Raw genomic sequence first — 6,184 nt, 5'->3', positions numbered from 1 at the left:
GTCGAAAAATATTTTTTTGACATCCCACCAACGGGTCAAACCGTTGATATATCAATATTTATAGAGGGAGGTATAGATATGGATCAGATAAAGAGTGCATTTGGTAAGGATCGAAATTATATATGGCATGCCATGAACCGTTTCTCACCTGACTCGAAACCTTTAATTATCGAAAGGGCTGATAGCGTTTTTGTCGAAGATATAGAGGGTGTAAGATATTTAGACGCTATGAGTGGACTCTGGTGTGTGAACTCAGGTTATGGGAGGACTGAATTTGCAAATGCTGCAGCAGAACAATTAAGTAAGATGGCTTATTTTCCTATGTCTCAAAGCCACATGCCTGCTATAAAGTTAGCAGAAAAATTAAATGATTGGCTTGAAGGGGAGTATATTATTTTCTTTTCGAATAGCGGATCTGAGGCTAATGAAACTGCCTTTAAAATAGCCCGCCAATATCATGAACAGAATGGTCAATCAGACCGATTTAAAGTCATTTCCCGTTACAGGTCCTATCACGGGAACACAATGGGAGCTCTTTCAGCAACCGGTCAGGCGCAAAGGAAATATAAATATGAACCACTTGCAGCAGGGTTCGTCCATACTGTCCCCCCAGATTGTTATCACTGCCCGGTTAATAATAATCCTGAAAATTGCAATATTGAGTGTGCAGGACTCTTAGAAAAAACAATAAATTGGGAAATGAACGAAACAGTGGCAGCGGTAATCATGGAACCTTATATCACAGGAGGCGGAGTGCTGATTCAGCAAGACGGGTACTTGAAAAAGGTTGAAAAAGCCTGCAAAAAAAGCGGTGCCCTGCTGATTATGGATGAAGTAATTTGCGGTTTTGGCAGGACAGGTAAAAAATTCGGTTTTATGCATGAAGGAATCAGCCCGGATATAATTACAATGGCAAAGGGCATTACAAGTGGCTACCTTCCTTTAGCAGCAACTGCAGTACGAAAAGATATATTCGACACTTTTAAAGGAAGTGAAGAGTATGACCATTTTCGCCATGTTAATACGTTTGGCGGTAATCCCGCTGCCTGTGCTTTAGCATTAAGGAATCTGGAGGTTATGGAAGACGAGAGATTAATAGAAAGATCAAAGTCAATGGGAGTGCAGCTAATGGATTTAATGAAAGAGATGTTGTCTCATTCAAACGTTGGTGATATTCGTCAAAAAGGACTTTTGATGGGAATTGAGTTAGTTGAAGATAAAATCACTAGAGTGCCTCTTAATACAGGGAAAGTTAATCAAATCATTGAATCATGTAAAAGTTTCGGCGTGCTCATTGGTAAAAATGGAGATACCGTCGCAGGATTTAATAATGTGCTCACAATTGCTCCTCCATTAACCATTAGTACCAGCCAATTACAGATTTTGACAGGTGTTGTCAAAAAATCCATCAATGAAGCGTGCAAGGGATAAAACACAAAAGGGGGGAATGGGATGAAGTATGAAGTTGATCAAAGAGATCCACGGTTTAAAATTTCGCATAGGGAAGCTTGGATTGGTATTATCCTGGTAACCATTAATTTCATATGGTGGTTTGGCTTTGCATATGGAATGGGATCGAAATCCGTAGAGAGCTATTCTTATGTTTGGGGTTTACCAGCATGGTTCTTCTATAGTTGTGTTGCAGGATTTGCAGTAATGGTTATTTTAGTTATACTCGCTGTGAAATTTTTATTCAAAGAGGTACCCTTTGAGGATGAAGGGGGCAATTCATAATGAATTTGGAAGTGATGATTCCGCTTATCATTTTTTTAATCGTGATTTTCTTTATTGGCTTTTGGGCCAGTAAACCATTGAAAAACACCAATACTTTCCTCGAGGAATATTTTCTAGGGGGGAGGCAGCTCGGCGGGTTTATCTTGGCGATGACAATGATAGCCACATATGGAAGTGCCAGCAGTTTTATCGGTGGGCCGGGGGTTGCATATAATCAGGGGCTAGGTTGGGTATTGCTCTCAATGGCACAAGTGGCAACTGGCTATTTTGTTTTAATGGTTTTAGGGAAAAAATTCGCGATTGTTGCCAGGAAATACAACGCTGTAACATTAATTGACTTTCTTAAAGAGCGCTATCAAAGCAAATGGGTGGTATTGCTTTCAGCACTTAGCATAATCATATTTTTGTTCTCTGCCATGGCTGCCCAATGGGTAGGAGGAGCAAGATTAATTGAGTCATTGACAGGTCTGTCATACACTGCTGCCTTGTTTCTTTTTGCAGCATCAGTAATGGTTTACGTAATTATTGGGGGATTTAGGGCAGTAGCACTTACGGATACAGTACAGGGACTTGTAATGTTCTTTGGTACACTTATTCTATTAATTGCAACTGTTATCGCGGGCGGTGGCCTATCCAATATCATCTTGGATCTGTCTGCTGAAAACCCAAATTTAATAACACCTTTTGGCCATGATGGAAGTCTGACGCCTCTATATGTTTCTTCCTTCTGGATTTTAGTAGGTGTCGGGGTAGTAGGGCTGCCGCAGGTAACAGTAAGGGCTATGTCTTATAAAGATTCAAAAGCGATGCACAAGGCTCTGATTATCGGAACCATTGTAGTTGGGTTCATTATGCTGGGAATGCATTTGATCGGTGTCTTTGCCAGGCCAATACTGCCGGGAATCGATGTCGGTGACAAAGTGATGCCTATGATTGCGATGGAAGTCCTGCCAGCATGGCTGGCTGGTATAGTTTTAGCAGCACCTATGGCGGCCATTATGTCAACGGTCGACTCACTTTTGTTAATTGTAAGTTCAGCAGTAGTTAAAGATGTTTATCTTAATTACATAAAGCCAGATGCAACCGATAATAACATAAAAAATATTAGTCTTACTGTGACGACTGTTTTGGGCGTATTAGTCTTTTTGATGGCCCTTAGTCCTCCTGATCTATTAATATGGCTGAATCTTTTTTCTTTTGGCGGTCTTGAAGCAGCTTTTATTTGGCCAGTTGTTCTCGGTTTGTATTGGAAAACCGGCAATAAATTTGGTGCAGTCACTTCGATGGTCCTAGGTGTAGGTTCCTATATACTTTTCCATACTTATTATCCAAACGCATTTGGAATGCATACAGTAGTTTTGCCAATTCTTATATCCTTAATAGGGTTTATTACAGTTAGTTTAGCCACCAACCATAGTTTTAACAAGCCTTCGGACAGTAAATTGCAGACTGATGGCAAGGAAGGAGTTTTTTAAAATGATCCAAACAAATGAAAGGCAAGCGCGACTGCAAAGGGATGGAAAAGAAGTCGTGGAATTAACAAAGAATTTGGTAAAGATTCCGAGTGTTTACCGACCTGGGGTAGAGGGAGGAAATGAAGAAAAGGCAGCCCAGTTTACAGCTGACTATTTGAAGGGGCTAGGAATCGAAGTTCATATAGAAGAAGTAGAGCCCGGAAGACCAAATGTTATTGGGATTGTAGACTCTGGAAGACCAGGAAAGACATTGTTGTTTGAAGGGCATACAGATGTTGTAACAGAAGGTGACCGTGATGCCTGGACACATGACCCCTTTAGTGCAGAAATAATTAATGGCAGAATGTATGGAAGAGGTACAAATGATACAAAGGGAAACCTGGCTTGTATGATCACTGCTGTTCATTCACTTCTGAGAGATAATGAAAAATGGAATGGAAAAATTATACTTTGTATTCCGTGTGATGAGGAAGGTATGATGATCGGCATAAAGAATTTTATTAAGCGTGGATGGGCGGATAATGTAGATGGGGCAATCATTTGTGAACCAGAAGAAAATCAAGTCTGCGTTACACAAAAAGGTGCTATGCGTGTAGTTGTAAATGTATTTGGTAAAATGGCCCATGGAGCAATCCCTTTAAGTGGAGTTAATCCTAACACGAGAATGGCGAAACTAATCTGTGAGCTGGATCGACTGGAACAGAAAGAGAAAGAAAGATTGGGGAATCATCCTATGCTGGGCTGGCCAAGTATCACTCCAACCATTTTGCAGGCTCCAGTCAGAGGCGATGCTCAAATTAATGTTATACCAGATCAGTGTATGACAACGTTGGATATAAGGACTGTACCCGGCCAGGACCACAGTGAGCTGAAGAGAGAGATTAGAGATATAATTAATCGATTATCCGAGCAGGATCCAGATTTTAAGGCCGAATTTGAAGTAATCGAAGACCGTCCATGGACTGAAACTGATATGGAAAATGCGATAGTAAAGGCAACAGCAAAAGCAGTATTTGAGGTTACCGGGAAAGAACCTGTTTATAATGGAGTTCCAGGTGCTACAGACGGCACTTTTCTCCATGTTGCGGGGGTTCCGATTGTAACTATTGGAGCTGGTGACCGAGAAGTTCCCCATCAAATAGATGAGTATGTAGATATTTTGGAACTTGCAGAGACCACAGAGATTTTTCGTACAGCAGCATTATTGTTTTTAAATGAAGGGGAGGAAGAATAGAATCATATAAAATAGCTATCCTAGAGATACAAAAAAGCATAGGGATATTGACGAAAAATATCCGATTGGAAAAATGTCCCGATTTTGGGACATTTTTTTTGAAAAGTTCTTTGTAAAACCATATAAATGGTATATTATATGAATTTTAAGGGGAAGAATACTATTCTTAAAAAAGAATATCGACTAGTAGCTAAAATATCCTTAACCAATTCTTGAAGGTGTTCCTGTAAGCAGCTGAAAAGGTGGTGACATATCGAAGGTCGGAATAATAGGGAATCGGAAGCTTATTTCCTAAATTTCATAATTATATATTATTAGCGCCTAAGGAGTACTGCAGCCTCTACATAAACGGGGGAACACCTTTGCTGATTTCTGAAACAAGAGAGGCGAGGGATTGCAGCTGCTGATCATCCAGGTCAAAGGCAGTTTTGATCTTGTTTTCTAGGTCTGCTGTGACTCTTCTTTTGCCTACCTCCACTAGAGCGATTAAAGAAAAGCTGCAGCTGACAATTCTTGCAAAGTCACGCTGTGTCATATTATAGCTTTTCCTGATCAGCTTAATTATTTCTTTATCCATTACAAATCATCCTCTAAAAAATTGTACCCATTATTTATGGGCCGTTCTGTTGTATTAATGAAGTTTCTTTAGCTATAAAAATAGCATTTGGTTTGGGCTTTGTCAAAGTAATTTATTGAAAGTGAAAATGAGGTTTAATAGAGTTAGAAAAGGTATAATTAATCCAATTATAGGAGCAGAATTAGGTAACCAAAAGGAAGGGAGAGATACATAATGAAAATACTCTGGGATTTTGATGGAACTTTGTTTGATACGTATCCAGCCTATACGGAAATTGTAAAAGAGGCAATAGGTGACACGAATATTACGGATAAAGAGATATTTGCCCAATTAAAATTTTTTCACAGATGCCTTCCAGTACTTCCAGCTTACTGAGGAACAAATTAAGACTATCCAAAAAAAGGCAAGGAGGCTTAAGCCTAAAAATTTAAAGCCTTTTCCAAATTTGGAGGATGTGCTTAAGCTGGCAGATAAAAATGTCATTATGACTCATAAGGAACGAGAGGATGTTGCAGCCATTCTTGCTTATCATAAGCTAGACGGTTATTTCGCGGATATGATAGCCGGCGATGATGGATATCCGCGAAAGCCCCATCCCGCTTCCTACCAATTTCTGCATGAAAAGCATAGGATTGATTTAGCGGTAGGGGATAGGGAAATCGATATACTTCCAGCCAAGCTCCTAGGAATTAAAACGTGCCTATTTCAAAATAAGACACCGGGAGCAAATTATTATTTAAATGATTATAGTGAATTTATTAGGGTTGTTAAATAGAAAAGTCAGCACTTCGGCCAGTGCTGACTTGTGATTTATTCTCCTGTTCCATCATCGTATTTATCGCCAAATAGCTTTTTCTTTTTTATGGTTTCAAAATCTGCTTTATACTTTTCCTCAGTAGATGAACTTCTTTTAATATTAGAGCCGTTTTTTTCCTCTTCTTTTTCCAGGTTTAAATCTTCTACAGGCAGTGGGTCAACATTTTTTTCACTTTCAAATTTATCAAATAAGCTTTCTTTTTCAGTTTTATATTGTTCCGGATTGTCCATTTTTCCTTTTTGAAGATTTTTATCTGCCATGTCAGTAATCCTCCTTATTTACCGTTCTCTTCCTGTGGTTTATCAGGCTCCCTTTGGGGCTCAATATCTTTGTTGTTTTCTTTCTTT

The 6,184-nt window shown here is 39.4% G+C and carries 6 protein-coding genes and 1 pseudogene; 5 read left to right on the top strand and 2 right to left on the bottom strand.

The features are described from left to right. Positions 1–78: 78 nt before the first annotated feature. Genes NCCP133_RS13335 through NCCP133_RS13320 form a run of 4 tightly spaced genes read left to right on the top strand, consistent with a single transcriptional unit; the run spans position 79 to position 4,443 of the window. Complete coding sequence (locus NCCP133_RS13335) at positions 79–1,431, top strand: aspartate aminotransferase family protein (protein ID WP_264805512.1); 1,353 nt, start codon at positions 79–81, stop codon at positions 1,429–1,431. Positions 1,432–1,452: 21 nt separating this feature from the next. Beyond that, positions 1,453–1,734: a YhdT family protein gene (locus NCCP133_RS13330; RefSeq protein ID WP_264805502.1), complete on the top strand. Its 282-nt coding sequence runs from the start codon at positions 1,453–1,455 to the stop codon at positions 1,732–1,734. Continuing rightward, positions 1,734–3,209: a sodium/pantothenate symporter gene (gene panF / locus NCCP133_RS13325; RefSeq protein WP_264805500.1), complete on the top strand. Its 1,476-nt coding sequence runs from the start codon at positions 1,734–1,736 to the stop codon at positions 3,207–3,209. Before NCCP133_RS13330 ends, panF begins: the two co-directional genes overlap by 1 nt. Before the next feature lies 1 nt (position 3,210). Next, positions 3,211–4,443 (top strand): M20 family metallopeptidase, encoded by a 1,233-nt coding sequence (locus tag NCCP133_RS13320; protein ID WP_264805499.1) that lies wholly within the window; start codon positions 3,211–3,213, stop codon positions 4,441–4,443. Positions 4,444–4,783: 340 nt separating this feature from the next. On the opposite strand, the gene NCCP133_RS13315 is transcribed toward NCCP133_RS13320, so the two are convergent. Next, complete coding sequence (locus tag NCCP133_RS13315) at positions 4,784–5,020, bottom strand: helix-turn-helix domain-containing protein (RefSeq protein WP_264805498.1); 237 nt, start codon at positions 5,018–5,020, stop codon at positions 4,784–4,786. 213 nt (positions 5,021–5,233) lie between these two features. Here NCCP133_RS13315 and NCCP133_RS13310 point away from each other — a divergent pair. Continuing rightward, positions 5,234–5,795: pseudogene (locus tag NCCP133_RS13310) on the top strand (HAD hydrolase-like protein). Between the two features lie 35 nt (positions 5,796–5,830). Here the strand turns inward: NCCP133_RS13310 and NCCP133_RS13305 are convergent. Continuing rightward, a complete protein-coding gene (locus tag NCCP133_RS13305; RefSeq protein WP_264805497.1) occupies positions 5,831–6,097 on the bottom strand; it encodes a hypothetical protein in 267 nt (88 codons plus the stop codon). Positions 6,098–6,184: the final 87 nt, after the last annotated feature.

The organism is Cytobacillus sp. NCCP-133, from assembly GCF_026011715.1.
In the GTDB taxonomy this organism is placed as follows: Bacteria; Bacillota; Bacilli; order Bacillales; family Cytobacillaceae; genus Cytobacillus.
Note: the sequence above shows the minus strand (reverse complement) of the source record. Positions and strands in the feature narration are given on the sequence as shown.